15 protein-coding genes are annotated in these 17,934 nt (G+C 49.5%); 9 read left to right on the forward strand and 6 right to left on the reverse strand.

The annotated features are described in order from the left end of the window. Positions 1-155 precede the first annotated feature (155 nt). The 8 genes from citZ to V5J77_RS07830 all read left to right on the forward strand — a co-directional run bounded on the left by citZ (position 156) and on the right by V5J77_RS07830 (position 9,238). Positions 156-1,268 carry a citrate synthase gene (gene citZ / locus V5J77_RS07795; RefSeq protein ID WP_338555209.1) on the forward strand — a complete coding sequence of 371 codons (1,113 nt, stop codon included), beginning with the start codon at positions 156-158 and terminating at the stop codon, positions 1,266-1,268. A gap of 151 nt (positions 1,269-1,419) precedes the next feature. After that, complete coding sequence (gene icd, locus V5J77_RS07800) at positions 1,420-2,715, forward strand: NADP-dependent isocitrate dehydrogenase (protein ID WP_338555210.1); 1,296 nt, start codon at positions 1,420-1,422, stop codon at positions 2,713-2,715. Between the two features lie 29 nt (positions 2,716-2,744). Further along, on the forward strand, positions 2,745-3,686 hold the full coding sequence (gene mdh, locus V5J77_RS07805; protein ID WP_338555211.1) for a malate dehydrogenase: 942 nt from the start codon (positions 2,745-2,747) through the stop codon (positions 3,684-3,686). Between the two features lie 123 nt (positions 3,687-3,809). Continuing rightward, positions 3,810-6,017 (forward strand): DNA helicase RecQ, encoded by a 2,208-nt coding sequence (gene recQ, locus V5J77_RS07810; RefSeq protein ID WP_338555212.1) that lies wholly within the window; start codon positions 3,810-3,812, stop codon positions 6,015-6,017. Between the two features lie 238 nt (positions 6,018-6,255). Then, complete coding sequence (locus tag V5J77_RS07815) at positions 6,256-6,687, forward strand: hypothetical protein (protein ID WP_338555214.1); 432 nt, start codon at positions 6,256-6,258, stop codon at positions 6,685-6,687. Positions 6,688-6,766: 79 nt separating this feature from the next. After that, the gene (locus V5J77_RS07820; RefSeq protein ID WP_338555215.1) at positions 6,767-7,723 is read left to right on the forward strand and encodes a sugar kinase; all 957 of its coding nucleotides are present in this window, start codon (positions 6,767-6,769) and stop codon (positions 7,721-7,723) included. 2 nt (positions 7,724-7,725) lie between these two features. Next, positions 7,726-8,523, forward strand: coding sequence for a DeoR/GlpR family DNA-binding transcription regulator (locus tag V5J77_RS07825; RefSeq protein WP_338555217.1), 798 nt, complete (start codon positions 7,726-7,728; stop codon positions 8,521-8,523). Between the two features lie 142 nt (positions 8,524-8,665). Continuing rightward, a complete protein-coding gene (locus V5J77_RS07830) occupies positions 8,666-9,238 on the forward strand; it encodes a TetR/AcrR family transcriptional regulator (RefSeq protein ID WP_338555218.1) in 573 nt (190 codons plus the stop codon). 132 nt (positions 9,239-9,370) lie between these two features. On the opposite strand, the gene V5J77_RS07835 is transcribed toward V5J77_RS07830, so the two are convergent. The 3 genes from V5J77_RS07835 to nagB form a co-directional block, all read right to left on the reverse strand. After that, positions 9,371-10,870, reverse strand: a complete 1,500-nt coding sequence (locus V5J77_RS07835; protein WP_338555219.1) for a glycosyltransferase family 39 protein — start codon at positions 10,868-10,870, stop codon at positions 9,371-9,373. 205 nt (positions 10,871-11,075) lie between these two features. Beyond that, positions 11,076-12,269: an N-acetylglucosamine-6-phosphate deacetylase gene (gene nagA, locus V5J77_RS07840; protein ID WP_338555220.1), complete on the reverse strand. Its 1,194-nt coding sequence runs from the start codon at positions 12,267-12,269 to the stop codon at positions 11,076-11,078. Beyond that, positions 12,262-12,996 carry a glucosamine-6-phosphate deaminase gene (nagB, locus tag V5J77_RS07845; protein WP_338555221.1) on the reverse strand — a complete coding sequence of 245 codons (735 nt, stop codon included), beginning with the start codon at positions 12,994-12,996 and terminating at the stop codon, positions 12,262-12,264. The genes nagA and nagB overlap by 8 nt, the downstream gene beginning before the upstream one ends. A gap of 166 nt (positions 12,997-13,162) precedes the next feature. Between nagB and fni the strand changes: the two genes are divergently transcribed. Further along, complete coding sequence (gene fni / locus V5J77_RS07850; RefSeq protein WP_338555222.1) at positions 13,163-14,242, forward strand: type 2 isopentenyl-diphosphate Delta-isomerase; 1,080 nt, start codon at positions 13,163-13,165, stop codon at positions 14,240-14,242. Between the two features lie 39 nt (positions 14,243-14,281). Here the strand turns inward: fni and V5J77_RS07855 are convergent, their stop codons facing one another. From V5J77_RS07855 to V5J77_RS07865, 3 genes are read right to left on the reverse strand one after another with little or no spacing between them, the layout of a single operon-like run. After that, positions 14,282-15,388 (reverse strand): Ger(x)C family spore germination protein, encoded by a 1,107-nt coding sequence (locus V5J77_RS07855; protein WP_338555223.1) that lies wholly within the window; start codon positions 15,386-15,388, stop codon positions 14,282-14,284. Further along, positions 15,385-16,485 (reverse strand): GerAB/ArcD/ProY family transporter, encoded by a 1,101-nt coding sequence (locus V5J77_RS07860; protein ID WP_338555224.1) that lies wholly within the window; start codon positions 16,483-16,485, stop codon positions 15,385-15,387. Before V5J77_RS07860 ends, V5J77_RS07855 begins: the two co-directional genes overlap by 4 nt. Beyond that, on the reverse strand, positions 16,482-17,813 hold the full coding sequence (locus V5J77_RS07865) for a spore germination protein (RefSeq protein ID WP_338555225.1): 1,332 nt from the start codon (positions 17,811-17,813) through the stop codon (positions 16,482-16,484). Before V5J77_RS07865 ends, V5J77_RS07860 begins: the two co-directional genes overlap by 4 nt. Positions 17,814-17,934 lie beyond the last annotated feature (121 nt).

The raw sequence follows: 17,934 nt of genomic DNA on the forward strand, positions 1-17,934 counted from the left end.
CAGCTGCCCCATCACATTTTTTTTTCTTACTGATAAAGCATTTTTATATGTAGTTTTGTTCACTTTGTTGTCAAAATCATTTATGATTATACGGACGACATGGATTCGAATGTCATTTTGCGATGTGAAATTTCCAAGCTAAAGGAGAGAGAACGATGACAGCAACTAAAGGTCTGGAAGGAATTGTCGCCGCTTCTTCGTCAATCAGCTCGATTATTGACGGAGTGTTGACATACCGTGGGATAAATATTGATGATTTGGCAGAAAATGCGACATTTGAAGAGGTTGCCTATTTGTTATGGTATGGCAAACTGCCTAATCGTTCCGAGCTAGCAAAACTGCAGGAGCAGTTAGATGCATACACAGCAATTCCAGAAGGCGTTATCGAGCAAATGAAGCTGTATCCGAAGGATACAAATTCGATGGCTGCACTTCGTACAGCTATTTCAAGCCTTGCTCTATATGATGGGGCGGCTAATGAAATGACTGCTGAAGCTAATCAGTTGAAAGCAATTAAGCTGCAAGCGCAATTGCCAGCCGTTGTAGCAGCGTTCGCTCGCATTCGTGAAGGCAAGGATCCTGTTGCTCCGAAGAAGGGCGTATCCATCGCTCATAACTTCCTTTACATGCTTACAGGCAAAGACCCTGAAGAGATTGCTGTGAAAGCGCTTGATCAGGCGCTTGTGCTCCATGCCGATCACGAGCTTAACGCCTCTACCTTTGCAGCTCGAGTAACGGTTGCGACTTTGTCTGACATCTATTCGGGCGTGACTTCGGCAATCGGAGCGCTTAAAGGGCCGCTGCATGGCGGTGCTAATGAGGCGGTAATGGTGATGCTGGAGGAAATCGGTACATTATCTAATGTTGAGTCTTATATCAACAACGCGCTTGCAAACAAGCAGAAAATTATGGGCTTCGGTCACCGCGTTTACAAAAACGGCGATCCGCGCGCGAAGCATCTGCAAAAAATGTCGCAAGAGCTCGGCAAGCTGACTGGTAATTTGGAGCTTTATGAAATGTCGATCAAGATCGAGGAGCTTGTTACGGGTCAAAAAGGCCTCAAGCCGAACGTAGATTTTTACTCCGCTTCCGTCTATACAACACTAGGCATTGCACGTGATCTATTCACGCCAATTTTTGCGATTAGCCGCGTTTCCGGCTGGAGCGCTCATATTCTTGAGCAATACGAGAACAATCGCTTGATTCGTCCTCGCGCCGACTATATCGGTCCAGTCAACGCGAAATATATTCCAATCGACGAGCGCTAAGAGACTGCGACGAAATAAAGTACCGCTAATTTATTGACAAAACTCCCAAAATCGTGGAGATTTTGTCAACAAAAGCGGGTGCTAATTCCCTCTCAGCTACTAAGCGCTGCTGTTATTACGGTTTCACAAATTAAAGGAGGAATTATAAACAATGGCTCAATTCGAAAAATTCGCATTACCTACTGAAGGCGACAAAATTACAATCGACAACGGTGTACTTAACGTACCTAGCAATCCAATCATTCCTTTCATCGAAGGCGACGGCACAGGCCGCGACATCTGGCGCGCTTCGAAACGCGTGCTTGACGCAGCTGTTGCAAAAGCTTACGGTGGCGAAAAAAAGATCGCTTGGTATGAGGTATTTGCCGGTGAGAAAGCATTTAATGAATACGGCGAGTGGTTGCCAGCAGATACGCTGACTGCCATTCGTGAATATATCGTAGCAATCAAAGGTCCTTTGACTACGCCAATCGGCGGCGGTATTCGTTCCCTGAACGTAGCGCTTCGTCAAGAGCTTGACCTGTACGTATGCCTTCGTCCTGTTCGTTACTTTAACGGTGTTCCTTCCCCAGTAAAACGTCCTGAGCTGGTTGACATGGTTATTTTCCGTGAAAACACAGAGGATATTTATGCGGGTATCGAGTACCAAGAAGGTTCCGCAGAAGTTAAAAAAGTTATCAACTTCCTGCAATCTGAATTGGGCGTTAACAAAATCCGTTTCCCTGAAACTTCTGGTATCGGCATCAAGCCGGTTTCCAAAGAAGGCTCCCAGCGTCTTGCCCGCGCAGCAATTGAATATGCGCTTAAGCATGGCCGCAAGTCGCTTACACTTGTACACAAAGGCAACATCATGAAATTCACAGAAGGAGCCTTCAAAAACTGGGGCTACGAAGTAGCTGAAACTGAATTTGCAGAGCAAACCTTCACTTGGGGTCAATACGACCGCATTAAAGAAGCAGAAGGAACTGACGCTGCAAATGCAGCACAAGCAGCTGCTGAAGCGGCTGGCAAGCTGATCGTGAAGGACGCTATTGCGGATATCGCTTTGCAGCAAGTTCTGACTCGTCCGACTGACTTTGATGTAATCGCAACACTGAACCTGAACGGTGACTACCTGTCCGATGCGCTTGCAGCGCAAGTTGGCGGTATCGGTATCGCTCCAGGAGCTAACATTAACTACTTGACCGGACATGCTATCTTTGAAGCTACGCATGGTACGGCTCCTAAATATGCGGATAAAGACGTTGTTAACCCAGGCTCGGTTATCCTCTCCGGCGTCATGCTGCTTGAGCACCTTGGCTGGCAGGAAGCGGCTGACCTGATCTACAAAGGTCTGGAAACGTCGATTAACAACAAAACCGTTACTTATGACTTTGCCCGCCTGATGGATGGCGCTAAAGAAGTAAAATGCTCCGAGTTCGCTGACGAGGTTATTAACAACTTTTAGAGCCAACAATATTTGGAGGTAATGAGACAATGGCAATCAAACGCAGAAAAATTACAGTTGTCGGAGCAGGCTTCACAGGTGCTACAACTGCCCTGATGGCAGCACAAAAAGAGCTAGGCGACGTTGTGCTCGTCGATATTCCGCAATTGGAAAACCCGACTAAGGGCAAAGCGCTTGACATGCTTGAATCGACACCTGTACAAGGCCTTGATGTTAACATTATCGGAACTTCTGACTATGCAGATACGAAGGATTCCGATGTCGTTATTATTACAGCGGGCATTGCCCGTAAACCCGGCATGAGCCGTGACGATCTTGTTAACACAAACGCGGGTATTGTGAAATCCGTTTGTGAGAATGTAAAGGCAACAAGCCCTAACGCTTATGTCATTATTCTTAGCAACCCGGTTGACGCTATGACTTATGTTGCTTACCAAGCGCTTGGTTTCCCTAAAAACCGCGTGATCGGCCAATCCGGCGTTCTTGACACTGCTCGTTACTGCACCTTTATTGCGCAAGAGCTTAACGTTTCCGTGGAGGATGTTCGCGGGTTCGTGCTTGGCGGTCATGGCGATGATATGGTTCCACTTGTTCGTTATTCCAATGCTGGCGGCATTCCAATCGAAAAGCTGATCTCGGCTGAGCGGATTGAAGCTATCGTACAGCGCGCTCGCGTTGGCGGCGGCGAAATCGTTAATTTGCTTGGCAACGGCAGTGCGTATTATGCGCCTGCTGCGGCGCTTGTGCAAATGACAGAGGCGATTTTGAAGGACAAAAAACGCATTATTCCAGTTATCGCTTATCTTGAAGGCGAATATGGCTATGACGATCTATTCATGGGCGTACCCGCTGTAATTGGCGGCGATGGCATTGAGAAGGTGCTGGAGCTTGATTTGACGGCTGACGAAAAGGCTGCGCTTGATCAATCGGCGCAATCGGTTCGAACGGTCATCCAAATCGTGTCTGCTTAATTGATTTAGCCAAAGCAAGCTGGCTTTTATAAAAGATTTGGTACGGGAGGACCCTGACACTTTGCTGGCAGGGTTTTTCCGTTTGAAATATAACGATATCGGTCTCAAGGGAGGGACAAAAGTATGCTGGAGCAAGCTAGAGCCGAGCTGAAACGGGTGTACGGCTATGACTCGTTTCGACCTGGACAGGAAGCCATTATTCAAGGAATACTGGAAGGCCGGGATACGCTTGCCATACTCCCGACTGGCGGAGGCAAGTCCGTCTGTTACCAAATACCGTCCTTGCTGCTAAATGGAACGACGCTTGTAGTGTCTCCGCTCATATCGCTAATGAAGGATCAGGTCGATGCGCTGAACAGACTCGGCATTCCAGCCGCTTTTCTGAACAGTTCGCTTGGAGCTGTTGAGTATCGGGAGGTGCTGCGAAGCGCGTTCAGAGGCGATTACAAGCTGCTTTATGTGGCGCCAGAGCGGCTTGATGCGCCGATGTTCAGCTCACTTAGCGAGCAGATGGAAATTCCAATGATCGCTATTGACGAGGCGCACTGCGTTTCACAGTGGGGTCATGATTTCCGCCCAAGCTATCGCCAGCTCGCAGGCTGGATTGGGCAGCTGGCGAATCGTCCGCTAGTTGCAGGCTTTACCGCAACGGCAACGGATGAGGTGGCGCGGGATGTATCGGCTATGCTGGGAATGCATGATCCCAATATTTTTGTCAGCGGCTTTGCAAGGCCGAACCTATCGCTGTCGGTCATTAGCGGTGCGGACAAGAAGAAGTTTTTGCAAAAGTTTATTTCCGAGCGCGAGGAGCAGTCGGGCATTATTTATACGGCTACGCGCAAAGAAGCCGAGTCCGTGCATGATCAGCTTGTACGCAAAGGCATTGCCGCAGGCAAATACCACGGCGGGCTATCCGACGAGGAGCGGGCTACGACGCAGGAGCGCTTCCGTTTTGATGAGCTGCGCGTCATGGTTGCCACGAATGCGTTTGGCATGGGCATCGACAAGCCTAACGTGCGTTATGTGCTTCACTGGCAAATGCCCGGCGACGTGGAGTCGTATTATCAGGAGGCAGGCAGGGCCGGACGCGACGGCGAGGAAAGTGAATGCATTTTGCTGTTCGAGCCTCAGGATGTGCAGGTACAGCGGTTTTTGATCGAGCAGGGTGTTGGTGATACAGAACGGAAGTCGATACAGCTGTCCAAGCTGAATACGATGATGAATTACAGCCGGACGCATCGCTGTTTGCAGCAGTTTATCGTCGATTATTTTGGCGAGAGGAACGTGGAGCCGTGCGGGAAATGCGGCAACTGCCTCGATAAAAGCGAGCTCATTGATCGTACGTCGGAAGCGCAGAAGGCTCTTTCCTGCGTTGGCAGAATGCGCGGGCGGTTCGGCGTGACGATGGCAGCCAAGGTGCTTAAAGGCTCTCGCGACAAACGGCTGCTGGAGTTCAGGCTGGATGAGCTCACCACCTATGGGCTGCTCAGCAGCTGGCCGGAGAAGGAAATTACCGATTGGCTGTATTGGCTTGTAGCTGAGGGCTACCTGCGAATGAGCGATGGGCAATATCCGACCGTCTCGCTTACGACGAATGCGCTGCCTGTTCTCGAAGGCAAGGAGACGGTCATGCAGCGTCTGCGGACGACGGTGAAGCGTCGGGATTCGGGACAGGGTGGAGTCGCTTCTCCGCTGTTCGATGCGCTGAAGCAGTGGCGCAAGGAGACGGCAGCCCGCGAAAATGTGCCGCCGTTTATGCTGTTTTTTGATGCAACACTCAAGGAACTGGCCGATGCAAGGCCGCTCACGGAAGATGAGCTGCTGCAAACGAAGGGAATTGGTGCAGCCAAGGCGCGGAAGTATGGCGCGGAGGTGCTGGCAATTATCGGCGAGCATGCAGGCAAGCCTAATGAAGCAACTGGCCGTGCAGCGGGCGGAACCGCGTCCTTTGGCCCCGGACAACCGTCGGTTGGCGCTCCCGCTAGGACGACTTCCTCAGAGTCGCCAGGCAGGGTGGCGAGCGACGAAACGCCTAGCCATGTGCTGTCCCTTGAGCTGTTTAATGAAGGCAAATCGCCGCAGGACATAGCCGCAGAGCGCGGCCTCAGCCGGGTAACGGTGGAAGGGCATATTATCCGGTGTGCGGAGGAGGGCTATGAGCTGGACTTTAGTCGGATTATTCCGGCCCACCGCGAAGAGGAGATTGTAGCAGCCATTATGGAGCTGAGTCCCGAGAAGCTGCGTCCGATTAAAGATGCGCTGCCGGATGATGTCGATTATTTTGCGATCCATGCTGTTATTTTTAAATACGGACTGAAGGCAGAGGATTGAACTGGAACTTACTTTTTAACGTATGGTGTGGATAGGTTTATGGAAGTTCTTTGTATTTGCTAGGCTCATCAAGTATACTGTGTTTAGTAGAAAAACGGTGCAAGTGCAGCGCTGGCGGGCACTCTTCGCCATTCAACCATGAAGCTTACGCGACTCGCGTAAGCTTTGCCATGCGAGAATACGATCAGTGCTTGCTGGGCGCATGCTGCCCCGTAATATTTTTTAGGAGGAAAGCTGAATGTATGACGTAATGGTTTTGCTGCATTTATTAGGTGCAGGGGGAATGGGTTTTTATATTGTGCTTCCCATTATGATTGGCCGCGCATCGAAGCTTGCGGGAGCGGGACAGGAAGGTTTGGCTGATGGCCTGCTTTCGGCCAATCGGATCGCGCAATATTTTCTCATTATTCAGCTGCTGACTGGCGGCTACATGATGTCGAAAGGCGATTATGCGGTTATTTGGATGATTATTGTTACGCTTTTGTTTTTGGGGATTGCCGCACTAGGCGGTATTATTACAAAGCCGCTGAAGCGAATTGTTTCCTCTATTCGTGAAGGTCAAAGCGCTTCTGCACATATCAGCAAAGCTCGCATCTTGAGCCTTATCGTACTGGTGCTGTATGTAGTTGTGATTTATTTTATGCGTTATCCAATTATGGCTACTGCGTAACAAGCGGCAAGTGAACACAAGGGTTGTTTGATCATGGAAGGAAAGTAAGCTCAAATCAACGTTGCAGGGGGCGGAGAATGTGGGACAAGCATCACCAGACATCATTACATTCGGAGAATCAATGGCGCTATTTATGCCGCAGGAGCATAAGGCGATTGAAAGAGCGACTACACTAGAGCAGGGCTTCGGAGGTGCGGAAAGCAATGTCGCCATTGGTCTTTCACGCTTAGGCAGCTCGGTAGGCTGGTTCGGCGCACTTGGTAATGATCCTTTCGGTCGGATTATATTGAAAACGCTTCGCGGTGAAGGAGTAGATGTAACCCGCGTTAGACTGAGTGATGAAGCACCGACAGGTATGATGTTCCGCGAGACGGTAGCTGGCCGTATGGCGGTGCATTATTACCGTAAGCATTCCGCTGCCAGCCGAATGGAGCCTGAGCATCTGGATGAGGCGTATATTCAGGGAGCGAAGCTGCTGCATGTAACAGGAATTACAGCGGCGCTTAGCGATAGCTGCCGCCGGACAGTACGCAGAGCCATTGACATTGCTAAGGATGCGGGTGTCAAAGTAAGCTTTGATCCCAATTTGCGTCTGAAGCTTTGGTCAATTGAGGAAGCGCGGGAAGTGCTGCTGCCATTTGCTGCGGATGCGGATTATTTTTTGCCGGGCTGGGATGAGCTGATGCTGCTGTACAGCACAAACAGCTATGAAGTGGTAAAGCAAAAGCTGCTTGAGCTGGACGCGGTAACGATTATTAAAGGCAAAGATGACGCGACAATTGTGCTGGAGGGCAGCGAGGAGACAGCTGTTCCTTTCTATAAGGCGGAGAAGGTCATTGATACAGTCGGAGCAGGCGATGGTTTTTGCGCAGGCTTTTTGGCTGGCATTATGAAGGGAATGACGCCTGTTGAAGCGGTAAAGCTTGCCAGCATCAATGGCTCACTCGTCGTTCAAATGCGCGGAGATTGGGAGGCGCTTCCAGAATGGAGCGTTGTTGAGCAGCGTATGAGCGATAAAGCGTGGGTGGAGCGTTAATTATGGCAGAACCGAATGTTCCGTCGTCTAAAGGACAGCGCCGCCGCGAGGCAATTTTACAATTGCTTAAGCAGCAGGGGCGCGTTACAATTTCCGAGATAGTGGAGCAATTCGATTGTTCGGAGGCGACCGCAAGAAGAGACTTAGAGCAAATGGAGGCCAGCTATCCGATCATACGTACGATTGGCGGGGCGATGTATGACGGGCTCAGCGTCGTTCGTGATATGGGTTTTTCGGAAAAGCAGGATATTTCGTTCCTCGAAAAAGAAAGAATTGCCGCGAAGGCGATATCGCTTATTCAGGAGGGAGATGTTATTGGCCTGTCCGGAGGCACGACCAATTATTTGATCGCTAAGCAGCTTAAGCTCAGAAGCGGTATTACCGTCGTGACGAATGCGGTCAATATTGCGATGGAGCTGGCGGGAAGCCCCATACAGGTCGTTGTAACGGGCGGCATTATGCGCCATAACAGCTTTGAGCTTTGCGGGCCGCTGGGGGAAGGCATGGTCGAGCATTTGAATATTGGAAAAATGTTCATTGGTGTCGATGGCGTTTCGGCAGGCGGGGGCATTACAACGTATTCAGAACAGGAAGCACAAATTGCCAAAGCATTAATCAGACGCTCGACCCAGACATATGCCGTATTCGATCAAACGAAGGTTGGCAAAATGTCACTTTTCTCGATTTCGCCGCTTGCAGCGTTGCAGGCTTTTATTACAGACCAGCCGATTGAAGGCGAGCTTAAATCAGCGGCGCAGCAGCTAAATATTGACATCTATGTAGCAGATACGAACGGTTAGCAGGGAAGGCAATGGGAGCTTGAAAGGAGGCTCCTGCTGCCTTCTTTTGCATGAATTAGCCTGCATCATGTAAGGGCCGCAATGTAACGATTAGCTTTCGTTTAGTATTGACAATAAATAAACGATCGTTTATTGTTGACGCATGAGACTAAGAGATGAAAATAAAGTCGAAGATATTTTTGAAGCTACCATTCAGTTGATCAATGAAATTGGCATTTCGGAAACGTCGATTTCTAAAATCGCCAAGCGGGCGAATGTGTCTGCGGCTACGATTTACATTTATTTTGAGAATAAGGAGGATATGCTCGGCAAGACGTATTTAAAAGCGAAGAAAATAATGAGCGATAAGCTGTTTAATGGGGTCGACCATTCCGCGCCAATTCAGCAGCGTTTTGATCTGTACATTCGCAATTTTATCCAGTTCGTACAGGAGCACAAATCCTATTTTTTGTTTATGGAACAAATCTCGAACTCCCCATTGCTGCAAAATTGGTGTCTGGAAGAAACTGCGGCGCTTTATTTACCTATATATGATTTTTTTGAGAGTGGCAAGCAGCAGCAGCTGTTCAAGGATGTAGATAATGATATGCTTATTACGTACTCTATTTTGCCGATAGCCGAACTGGTTAAAGAACAGTTTAAAGGGGCTTTTGAGTTTACGCCTGAAAAGCTGGATATAGCGATTAAAATGAGCTGGGACGCTATAAAGAAATAAGTTATGTGGATACAATATAATTGATTATTCACTTATTATATGAGAAGCTGTGGAAATCGTTTTTAGACCGGGAAATCCACGTCCAAAGACGATTTCCGCTGCTCCTGTGCGGTATTTAAAGCTCGGCTCCCTTTATTGAAGGGAGTCGAGCTTTATTTTACGCCGCGCAGGCAGCTTCGATTGCATTAGATACATACCGTAGCTCTGCAACAATATAAAGCAAGGGAGCAAATCAAGCCGATATCTTGCCTGTATTTCGATCCATAGCTGCACGAACGCATAGCCCAGCAGCAAAATCAGAAACAGCATATAGCTAGCTTTCTGCTGTAGCGCGAACCGGCTGCGCCATAAGCTGTACAGCGAATATACGCCAGCGGCGCTCATAGCCGTGAAGAGGAAACGCTCCGCTATTTTAAGGGCAGCGGCAAGCTCCAGACGGTTCATATCCTTCAAGCTCCACATGACCGCCGAATCCTCTTCACCCCAAAAAACCGTGAGCTTGCGTGCGAACAAGGAGGCTACGGCGATTGGATCACTGAGACGCTCCTTAATTAATGCCAGCTCTGCTGCATCGCGCTCCTCGCCAAGCTTAAATTGCAGCACATATTTGCCATCCTCAAGTGACCATCTGCCATCGGTTTCCGCATTCAGCCCTACGACGAATTTCCAGTATGGCTCCCGGTTAGAAAGTGGGTATTGCGAAGCACCGCTCTGCACGAGGGCAAAGCTGGCCAAAGATTGCACCATATAAAAGATAAGGAGTACCCCGGCAGCGCGGACAAGTATTCCCGTAGAGAGCTTGCCTATCGGCAGCTCGGCAGTTCTGCACTCGTCCGATTTAGCTTTAAATAAGCGAAATAACAGTAAAAAGGCAATAAAGCCAGCTATATATACGAGGCTGAGCGGCCTCATGAGGTTCGCAAGTCCGAAGGCAAGGCCGATTAGCAGCCAGCCATAGCTCTTTTCGAAGCGTTTATTTATAATGAGCAGGCAGCCAAGTGTGAAAAAAAAAGTCGACCAATGCTGATTCGTCAACACCGAGCACATGATGATAGTAGGAATATATAAGGCATAAAGCATTCCTGCAATTCGCGCCGTATGCTCATTAAACAGCTCTAGCGCAGCGTAATAAATGAGCAGCACGGTTGCAGTACTGAATAGTACATTTACTAGCTTAAGCATGAACAGTGCAGCTTCGCCAAATAGCTTGATCATGCCCGCCTCATACATCGTAAAGCCAAACTGATATACCCAACTTAGGAAATATTCATCCTGATTAAATGAAAAATCGCCTGCTGCTGCGAGCTGGGCAGCATGATACATAAACAGGAAATCGGAATCGGGAGGCGTATCGATCCAAAGAATCCAGCCAAGCCGAGTTAGCAGGCTGACCGCCATAAGTGCAAGCAAATAGCCTTTAGCCGATAGCCTCCGTCCAAGCAGCCAAGAGGCGGCAAGTATGAGGCTAAGCGTAACTAAAATGCCGCCAGCGGCGAGCAAGGGGTTTTGGAGCAGCTGCGAGGTATTCATAAAGGAAGCAGTGAAAACGACAACGAAAAACAAGCCTCCTATTAAGGTGAGTGTTTGAGCAGATAAAGAGCGAATGGATTGGAATAAGTTGAATAAGCGCATAGTTTCTCCTTTCTTTTAGCGGACTGACTTCTCCAAGTTTATCCCAAAAAGGGGGAAAGAGGCCAGCTGCGAGCCGGAATCGGCTAAACCAACGGAAAAAAAGCATCAGTAATAGGCGAGGCCTGTTACTATGTCGTATATTTCAAACGAATAAAGCCGCCCCTGCTGTTAGGCAAGAGCGGCTTTCATCCGTTCAGGGTATAGTTTATTCGTCGGAAGCATGGAACACAAGCTTGCCGCCTACCCAGGTGCGGCTCACAGCGGTGAAATCAGCATCCGTCAGGATGATATCTGCTTGCTTGCCGCAAGCGATGGAGCCCGTATGCTCATAGATGCCAAGCTGCTTAGCCGCATTGCCGCTCGCACAGCGACTGACCTCAGCGACAGACAGCTCCGTGTTCGCCAGCATGTAACGGAAGGCGCTCAGCATTGTCAGACTGCTGCCTGCGAGACTGTCGCTGCCCTGCAGGCGGGCAACCTGATCCTTCATCTCGACGGCCAAGCCGCCGAGCGAGTAGTTTCCGTCGGGCATGCCCGCTGCCGACATGGCATCGGTAATGAGAATGAGCTTATCTGCCGCTTTGGCAGCAGCAAGCAGCCGGATTGCTCCCGGATGAACATGATGGCCATCGGCGATAAGCTCAGCATAAATCCGTGGATCGCTGAGAACAGCGCCGACGGTTCCCGGTTCCCTGTGATGCAGCGGACGCATCGCATTATACGTATGGACAGCGTGGGACAGCCCGGCGTCTGCTGCGGCTTCCATATCCGCGTAGGTGGCATCTGTGTGGCCGCAAGCGGCAATGATGTTATTTTCAGCAAGCCAGGCAATGAGGGGAAGAGAGCCTTCCCGCTCAGGGGCAAGCGTCAATATTTGAATCAAATCGGGAAACGCCGCAGTCCATGCTTCCAGCCAGTCAAGCCGCGGAGGCGAGAGGTAAGCGGGATTTTGCGCGCCGATCCATTTTTCATTTAGAAAAGGTCCTTCTAAATGGACGCCAAGCAGTGCTGCATAGGGCATGTCCCCGTTTCTGTACTCCGCTGCTGCTTGCAAAACAGCCTCGAGCGCTGCTTTAGGCGCTGTCATCGTAGTCGCAAGCATGCCAGTTGTGCCTTGGGAGGCGTGAAAACGGGTAATCGTGTCGTAGCTGCTGCGGCTGGCATCCATAAAGTCAGCGCCAAAGCCGCCATGCACATGGACGTCGATAAAGCCCGGCAATAAATAACCGCCGGCTCCATCTATAATTGGCAGCGTCAGCTCATCAGCGCTAAGAACAGCATCTTTTTCCAGCAGCTGGTGAATGAGGCCATTTTTAATAACGGCGCTGCCGAGCATAACGCGGTCTTCCAATACAATATGGACGTGATGGATCACCCATGAGGCGGGCGAGTTAAGCATATGATTCCAGCTTCCTTCCGGCTTCGCGGTCGAGCAGCACGATAACCCGGGGATGCGTCTGGAGCAGCGAAGCCGGCACAGCGGTTGTAATAGGGCCGGTTAATGCTTGCTTCACGATCTCCGCTTTATCTGCGCCGCGAACCACGAGTATTATGGTATGTGCTTTCAGGATGGAGCCAACACCCATCGTTAGCGCCATCTTCGGAACCTCTGAGGCCGATTCAAAAAAACGGGCATTTGCCTCCAGCGTTTCCGCCTTCAATTGAACGGCATGAGTGCCTGCGGATAGCTCGGTATCAGGCTCATTAAAGCCGATATGTCCATTATGCCCGAGCCCGAGCAGCTGAATATCAATCGGGTTTTGCTCCAGCAGCTGGTCATAACGGCCGCATTCGGCTTGTAAATCTCCAGCCAGCCCATTGGGCAAATGATAATGATCATCTGTAATATCAATATGGGAAAATAAATGCTGCTTCATATAATAAGCATAGCTTTGCTCATGCTCAGGAGGCAGGCCGACATATTCGTCCAAATTGACGGTAGTCGTCTTGGCGAAGGATACCTCCTTGCTGCGATAGGCTTCTATTATTTTGGCATAAATGCCGAGAGGTGTCGAGCCTGTAGCAAGCCCTAGCACGGCATCCGGCTTCTCCTGAATTTTATTAATAATGGCTTGGGCTGCATAAGCGTCAAGCAGCTCCCAGTCGTTAAAGTGAATGATTTGCATGATGAAGCGCCTCCTTCAGGTTATGATTATATTTTAAACCAAAACTATCTTTTTAACAATAATTTTGATTGTAAAATTCATATTAATGAATTTTACAATCAATTTAACATGGACTTACAGCATATGTTATGATGGACGGATAGAATATTCGCAGGAGGTAAGGGCAATGACGATAACGCAGCATACGGAGGCGGAGGAAGCGGAGAAAACCGCGAAGCGCAAAAATGAGCATATTCGTATTTGCTTGCAGGAGGAAGTGAACGGCCAGCATATCGATACAGGGCTTGATCGGTTGCGGTTCCGTCATAATGCGCTGCCTGAGCTGTCATTTGAGGAAATTGAGCTTAAGACGGAGTGGTTTAAGTTGCCGATGAAAGCGCCGCTGCTCGTCAGCTCCATGACCGGAGGCACCTCGGAGGCTGGGGCTATCAACCGCCGGCTGGCGGAGGCTGCCGAGGCGCGGGGCTGGGCGATTGGACTCGGCTCCATGCGGGCAGCTATTGAGCGCGAGGACCTGGCGTCCTCCTTCCATGTCAGAATGGAGGCGCCCTCAGTACCGGTCATTGCCAATTTGGGAGCAGTACAGCTGAATTACGGCTTCGGTACGGATGATTGTCTGCGTGCGGTTGACATTGCAGAGGCGAATGCCCTCGTGCTTCACGTCAACAGCATGCAGGAGGTTTTTCAGCCGGAAGGCAATACGGACTTCCGCGGCTTGCTGGCGCGAATCGAGCAAGTATGCCGTGCGCTCCCTGTGCCAGTCGGCGTGAAGGAGGTAGGCTGGGGCATTGATGCTAGCACAGCCGCAATGCTTGCGAATGCAGGTATTTCCTTTATAGATGCCGCAGGAGCTGGAGGCACATCCTGGAGCCAGGTTGAGAAATACCGGGCGGGGGATGGACTGCGCCGGCAAGCCGCGGAGGCGTTCGCGGATTGGGGCATTCCGACAGCGGAAAGCGTTAGCGCCATTCGCCATACATTGCCGCATATGAACGTCATTGCAAGCGGCGGCTTAAGGCATGGTGTTGATGCAGCTAAAGCGATTGCGCTTGGTGCGAATCTCGCTGGTTTTGGGCGTGTCTTATTGCCGCAGGCGGTGCATGGGACAAACGACCTGTCGATTCGCCAGCTTACCCAGCAGTTTGAGCGCATTGAGTTTGAGCTGAAGGCGGCAATGTTCGGCATTGGCGTCCGCACAATTGAGCAGCTTCGCCAGACTGATCGGCTAGCTTCGAAAGCCGACTAATGATGAATTAGCCCACGCGGCAAATGAAGGGACCGCAGCCTACTTAACTAGGCCGGTCCCTTCAATTTTGATTCGGGCCTTGACGGCGAATTGCAGCGTCGGGTAAATATTTTGCCATTGCTGCCAGGCTGCCTCGCCGGCATGGGTTGCCCGGTAGCGCAGGCCAAAGCCAAAGGGATCTACGCCAGCCTGTTGTATTTTTTTTAGCAGCTTCTCCGTCGTTTTAGAGTAATCTGCACTTAGTTTTTTTTCCACGGGCCCCCAGCTTTGCTCAAATAGATTGGGAGGCGCTTCCTCCATAAGCGCTTTAATGTGAACATCCATGTTTAATTGAAGCTTTCCGTTTTTTTCTCTGAAGTAAAAGCGGCTCTTAATTCTGCTGATAGCCCCCACAAGCCGATTACTGGAGAAGCTTCCCTGAATGGAGGATTTCTCAAAGTTTTGGGCCAACTGATTAAAGAGCTGTGATTCCTCTGGCTTCAGGACGAGCTTAATTTTCGTTTTATCCAGCAGCGCGGTACGGTTAATAATATAGCCGCTGTTGCCCTCGCCCCGAATAATCGGAATAACAGGATCGAGACCTCGTTCCATAACCCGTCTGGATAGATCGGAAAGCGATTCTACATAGGTATAGGGATTATCCGTCCCATCTGCTCCGAAGCTTAGAAATAGCGCATTTCCCGGATAGCGCTCTGCCGTAGGGTTTATTTGCAAAATCGTCCGCGCATCCGGCGAGCCAATCGCCAAATTCGCAATACTTTGTATATCTCGCCTTCTTTTCATCCAATCCAGCATGGGAGAATAATCCTTCCAGGCAACGCGCTCGCCAATGAGGAAAATTTTGCAATGACCAAAGTCCAGCTCCTTGTCCACATGGGCTTTCAGCATACGCACACCTTCGGCGATGCTTGAAGCTTCAATGGTTTCGACCTGCGCTTTGCCAGCGCCAGGCTCGATTTTAGGTGAGGCGATGGCGAGGCGCAGTGTAATGAGATAAGGGTTTTGTTTTTTGCCGCTGAAATCGATACCCATCGCCACGATAAAATAACGTTTGTCAATATCCTTAAAACCGCAGCCGCTAGAGGCTGTACAGACCAATAGCAAGCACAAAGCTAGCAGTGTGAGCTTGAACCAGCGCATATTCATGCGGAAGTACGCTCCTTTCGGCTAAGCATGAATACAGAAATAACGATGGCTATATATGAAAACAGCATCGCGATAAGCCAATAACGCGTAAATATAAACTCCATGCGTTCATTGCCGAAAAATAAATAAAATACGGCAGCTATAGCAAACACGCCGCAAATCATATAGTTGATAAACGGCGTTTCCTCGAAGTCGGTTGCCATTTTCAGCTTGGGAAAGCAGCTTTTAATAAATTCCATCGCTTGATGCCAGCAACTCATCGTATAAATGAGCGATAGATTCAAGTAAATAATCAGAAATAGAAACAATACGCGTTCGATGAAGCCGTATTGCAGTGTAATCGCATCGGCAGTCATGCTCCAGACATAGAGATATTCACTTACTGCCTCTGTACCATGAAACCCAATAGGCACGAAGAAGGAAATGCTCAAAATAATCATGCCCAAAATGGGAACAAGCCAGCGGTACGTATAGCTGAAATTCGGAGGCAGCAGGCGGTTGAAAATAGATAGATTGAAAAAACCGGTGAATACAAATACTCCGGCTGCTATAGAACCAAGCTCTGGACGCACCATAACAAAATTGGCAACGGTATGGATGGCATCCCAATTTAGCTGCGGGTGTTTCACCATTTTGAACAGCACGAAAAAAATAATCGGCGCATTGAGCAGCAGCCCAACCTCAATAATATGCTGGACGGATAACGTCGAGCGCGAAGCCGCGTAGCCGCAGGCAATAACGAGCAGGCATAAAATGGCCAGCGGATTTAGCTCCGGATTGAAGAAGCGGTTAATCATGAGCGCGAAGGCGGCCACGACAATAGTAGAAGAAATGAAGCTGATAATCGCTACATAAATCATAATGGGCGAGACAAGCCAACGCGGCCAAGAGGCGCGTAAAATTTCAGGCAGCCCCATGCCCGGAAAATGAGATAGCGCAGCTGTGTAGACATAGGTCAGCAAAGTTCCGATGACTCCGGAAATCAGCATCGAAGAGACAGCGCCGGTGTAGCGGTGTTCGATCAAAATATGTGGAACATACAGCATCAGGTTAACGAAGCTGGTCAGAAAAAAGTTGTAAAAGAAGTAGCGTGTCATTCCACCTTCACCTGCCCAATGTCCCCCGACTGCGGTTTTCTGCCTGCAAACATGCGAAAATAAGGCTTGCCAAAGCTGCGCAAATTGCATAAATACACTACATACATGAAAGCACCTACCGTAACGCCGGTAATACCGAAAAAGATGGCCATCACAATAAGCGGGTATTTCAAAAAGCGTATTGCAAATGACAAGGAATTAACGGGAACGACAAAATTGGAAATAGCGACAACAGAGGTCACGATAATCATAATGCTGCTAACGAGACCGGCTTGCTGGGCAGCTTGCCCCAAAATAAGACCGCCGACAGTCGTAGCGGTTGAGCCAATATAGCGGGGCAGTCTAATGCTAGCCTCGATTAAAGCTTCGATCATAAATAGCATGACCATTACCTCTATGAAGGACGGATAGGGAACAGCCGAGCGGCTTCCTGCGATGGAGAGTGCCAGCTGTACCCGGAACAGCTCTGGATTGTAAGAAATAATAGATACATAAAGAGCTGGCAGCGTGATAGTCAATACAACCGCGACATACCGCAGTAAAATAAGCGTGCGGGTCATCCAAAAGGCTTCATAGTTATCCTCTACCGCATGCATAAAATCGAAAAAGGTGACGGGAAGCACTAAAGCGAACATATTTCCTTTTACGAGTATAGCGATTTTACCATTGGAGATAGCAGTCGTAATGCGGTCTGGGCGCTCAGTAATCAGGACGGTAGGGAACAGATGCCACTGCTTTCCAGTTAAAATCGTTTCTAGCTCGCCTGCTGCCTGCAGCATTTCGGTTTGAGCCTTCGTCAGTCTTAGCCTTAACTGATTTAAAACAGTCGGATCGACGCGGCGCTGGTCAAACAGCACAATAATTTCCGTCTTCGACAGCGAGCCTACGGTGTGCTCCTCTACGCATAGCTCAGGGGAGTGGTACATGCTGCGGATGAGGTTGAGCGACTTTTTTAAATCTTCGTTCAATGCTAGCTGAGGTCCTTGAATCGCACTTTCCACTTGGGTTTGGGTGCTTTCATTACTAATAATTTTCGCTGTATAAAGCGAGTAAACCATACCTTGCGCTTCGATTAAGATATTACCCTTAAGCAGCAAATCGGTCCATGTAGCTGGATCATCAACGACTAGATAATCGCTAATTGTACGCAGCTGCTTAACGTAGGGAACCTCTTCCTTCATAAACGGAACGATTACATAATTGCTGATCATTTGCTCGTCGCAAAGAGAGGAAATATAGGCAATTTCAATACTCGATTCATCATTTTTGAGTTGTTGCATCTTCAAGTCATCCGATTGGGCAAACAGCAGGCGAATGTGTTCGATCACAGGGCGCCCCTCCTTCCAGCTTGTCGTTCACTGGCTTAAGGTGCGTCAGGCGGCCAGTAATTATACCCATTGGAGTGAAACATTACAGGGTATCCTTTTGCCTAAGCAGCATAAAGTGCAG

Source organism: Paenibacillus sp. KS-LC4, assembly GCF_036894955.1.
In the GTDB taxonomy this organism is placed as follows: domain Bacteria; phylum Bacillota; class Bacilli; order Paenibacillales; family Paenibacillaceae; genus Pristimantibacillus.

Bases quoted from the DNA above. Each gene is read 5' to 3' on its own strand.
- citZ (WP_338555209.1), top strand. From the start codon at position 156: ATGACAGCAACTAAAGGTCTGGAAGGAATTGTCGCCGCTTCTTCGTCA.
- icd (WP_338555210.1), top strand. From the start codon at position 1,420: ATGGCTCAATTCGAAAAATTCGCATTACCTACTGAAGGCGACAAAATT.
- mdh (WP_338555211.1), top strand. From the start codon at position 2,745: ATGGCAATCAAACGCAGAAAAATTACAGTTGTCGGAGCAGGCTTCACA.
- recQ (WP_338555212.1), top strand. From the start codon at position 3,810: ATGCTGGAGCAAGCTAGAGCCGAGCTGAAACGGGTGTACGGCTATGAC.
- V5J77_RS07815 (WP_338555214.1), top strand. From the start codon at position 6,256: ATGTATGACGTAATGGTTTTGCTGCATTTATTAGGTGCAGGGGGAATG.
- V5J77_RS07825 (WP_338555217.1), top strand. From the start codon at position 7,726: ATGGCAGAACCGAATGTTCCGTCGTCTAAAGGACAGCGCCGCCGCGAG.
- V5J77_RS07830 (WP_338555218.1), top strand. From the start codon at position 8,666: ATGAGACTAAGAGATGAAAATAAAGTCGAAGATATTTTTGAAGCTACC.
- V5J77_RS07835 (WP_338555219.1), bottom strand. From the start codon at position 10,870: ATGCGCTTATTCAACTTATTCCAATCCATTCGCTCTTTATCTGCTCAA.
- nagA (WP_338555220.1), bottom strand. From the start codon at position 12,269: ATGCTTAACTCGCCCGCCTCATGGGTGATCCATCACGTCCATATTGTA.
- nagB (WP_338555221.1), bottom strand. From the start codon at position 12,996: ATGCAAATCATTCACTTTAACGACTGGGAGCTGCTTGACGCTTATGCA.
- fni (WP_338555222.1), top strand. From the start codon at position 13,163: ATGACGATAACGCAGCATACGGAGGCGGAGGAAGCGGAGAAAACCGCG.
- V5J77_RS07855 (WP_338555223.1), bottom strand. From the start codon at position 15,388: ATGAATATGCGCTGGTTCAAGCTCACACTGCTAGCTTTGTGCTTGCTA.
- V5J77_RS07860 (WP_338555224.1), bottom strand. From the start codon at position 16,485: ATGACACGCTACTTCTTTTACAACTTTTTTCTGACCAGCTTCGTTAAC.